The following is a 2,251-nucleotide window of genomic DNA, read 5'->3' as shown; positions in this document are numbered from 1 at the left end:
GACCGGACCGGCGGCGACCGCCGGGAGGGGCCACGGCCCGATGGTGACCGCGGCGCACGGGGGCTCGGTCCACGCCTCGTGCCGACCAAGCGGCGCCTGCCCGAGCCGGCCATTGCCGAAGGCGTCACCGGTGCCGAACTCGATCGCGATGTGCGGGGACAGTTGCGGACACTGTCGAAGGAGAACGCGGACGGGGTTGCGCAGCACCTGGTCATGGTGGCCTTGTTGCTGCAGGCGGAAGATCTCGACGGTGCCCTGGCGCACGCCGAGACCGCGGTCCGGCGCGCCGGCCGGGTGCCAGCGGCGCGAGAAGCCCTGGGCATGGTCGCCTATCGGCTGGGCGACTTCGCACGCGCCCTCGCAGAGTTCCGCACGGTGCGTCGCCTCAGCGGTTCGGATCACCTCCTTCCGTTGATGGTCGACTGCGAACGTGGCCTGGGCCGGCCCGAGCGCGCTCTCGAGCTGGCCAACAGCCCCGAGGCGGCGAACCTCACGGCCGCGGAACGCGTGGAACTCGCGATCGTCATTTCCGGCATTCGCCGCGACCTCGGCCAGCTCGATGCGGCGGTGCTCGGATTGGAGCGCGGCATCGGTGGCCCCGTGCGTCCCTGGAGTGCCCGGCTCTACTACGCCTACGCCGATGCGCTGGCCGCGCGCGGTGATCATGCGAGCGCCCGCACGTGGTTCGGCAAGGTTGCGGAGCTGGACCACGACCTGGAAACCGATGCGGCAGAACGACTTGACGAACTCGATGGTTTGGTCTTCACCGATCTGGATGACGATGTCGATGAGGACGGGTGGGCGCAGGCGTGACCGCCGACGCGACGCCGCTGGCGGGCTACCGTGGGATTGTCTGCGACCTCGACGGAGTCGTCTACCGCGGTCCGGATCCGGTGCCCTATGCCGTTGACGTGCTCGGTGGATTGCCGACCCCGGTGGTCTACGCGACCAACAATGCCTCACGCACTCCCGATGAGGTCGCCGCTCACTTGACCTCCTTCGGACTCACCGCCAACGCTGAGCACGTCGTGACCAGTTCCATGGCCGGGGCGGCGGCCATCGCGAAGCGCGTTCCGTCGGGCTCTAAGGTCCTCGCCGTCGGCGGGTCAGGAGTCGCGATCGCCCTGCGCGCCGCGGGCTTCGAGCCCGTCGAGTCCACGGGCGACGGCGTGGTGGCCGTGCTGCAGGGATACGGGCCGCGCGTGTGCGCCGCGGATCTGGCTGAGGCGGCATACGCGATCGAGTCGGGGGCGCTCTGGGTCGCGACGAATGACGATCTGACGCTCCCGACCGATCGCGGCATCGCCCCGGGCAATGGCTCGCTGGTGCGCTGTGTGGCGATTGCGAGCGGTGCCGAGCCGGTAGTCGTGGGCAAGCCGCAGGCGCCGTTGTACCTGATGAGTTCGGCTGTCCTGGGCATCGAACCCGCGGCTGTGCTGGGTGTCGGTGATCGTCTGGAGACCGACATCGCCGGGGCCACGGCGGCAGGGATGGACTCGCTGCTGGTGCTGACCGGTGTGCACGGCATCCGGGACGCGTCCCTTGCGCCGGTCGCCGAGCGGCCGAAGTTCGTGGTCAGCGACCTGCGCGGACTCATCGAGCCGTATGCCGCACCCACCCCCACGCCGGACGGGTGGGCGTGCGACGGTGCGACGGTCCGCGTCGATGGGGACCGTGTGCTGGTCGCCTGCGGCGGTCCGGATATTGCTGTGGGGCGGGCGGGGCTCGCGGCGATCTGGGCCGCGGTGGACGCGGGCTTGCCCACCGATCGTGCCGCTTCCCTGGCTGCGTCCCTGCCCGATCGCGCCTGATAGGGCTCGACACGAGGCGAGGCGGCTCGTGGCCTGGCCGCAAGAACGCGTTTAGGCTCGACCCAGGTCACGGCATTTCATTTTGACGAGGAGACATTTGTGAACGGACTAGTCCGCTGGGCGGTCACGACATCCCTGGCGACCATCGAACTCGTCCTGACCAAGACACTTGACGGCGTCCGGGTGGCCAATGTGATGCTGGCGTCCCCCGGACCGGAGCAGCGCCAACTGGCTGCTGCACCGTCGAGCGCGCCCGCGTCATCCGAGGCGGGCGCGCGGCCGGGTTGGCGCTCCCCGGAGCGCGGCAATCTGGATGCCACGTCCGCGGCGTTGCGCGCCCGTGCGGCTGCCCGGCCGGTGCCCGGAACGCTCGTTCCGCGTGCCGAGCCGGTGGGGGCAGCGGAGGTGACGTCTGAGGCAGCGTCGCGGACGCGACCGCC

General features: G+C 70.5%; 3 protein-coding genes. All 3 read left to right on the top strand.

What is annotated here, in order from left to right; all coding sequences use genetic code 11:
• The coding region (locus PKH97_RS16055) for a hypothetical protein (protein ID WP_324388615.1) at positions 1 to 813 on the top strand (813 nt) is incomplete at its 5' end.
• A complete protein-coding gene (locus PKH97_RS16050; RefSeq protein WP_324388614.1) occupies positions 810 to 1,811 on the top strand; it encodes an HAD-IIA family hydrolase in 1,002 nt (333 codons plus the stop codon). The genes PKH97_RS16055 and PKH97_RS16050, both read left to right, overlap by 4 nt.
• Positions 1,812 to 1,910: 99 nt before the next feature.
• Positions 1,911 to 2,251: hypothetical protein (locus PKH97_RS16045; RefSeq protein ID WP_324388613.1), on the top strand; the 341-nt coding region annotated here is incomplete at its 3' end.

It is taken from the genome of Nostocoides sp. (genome assembly GCF_035343835.1).
GTDB lineage: Bacteria > Actinomycetota > Actinomycetes > Actinomycetales > Dermatophilaceae > Nostocoides_A > Nostocoides_A vanveenii.
The sequence above is the reverse complement of the archived record's forward strand: the minus strand, read 5'-3'. Positions and strand labels throughout refer to the sequence as shown.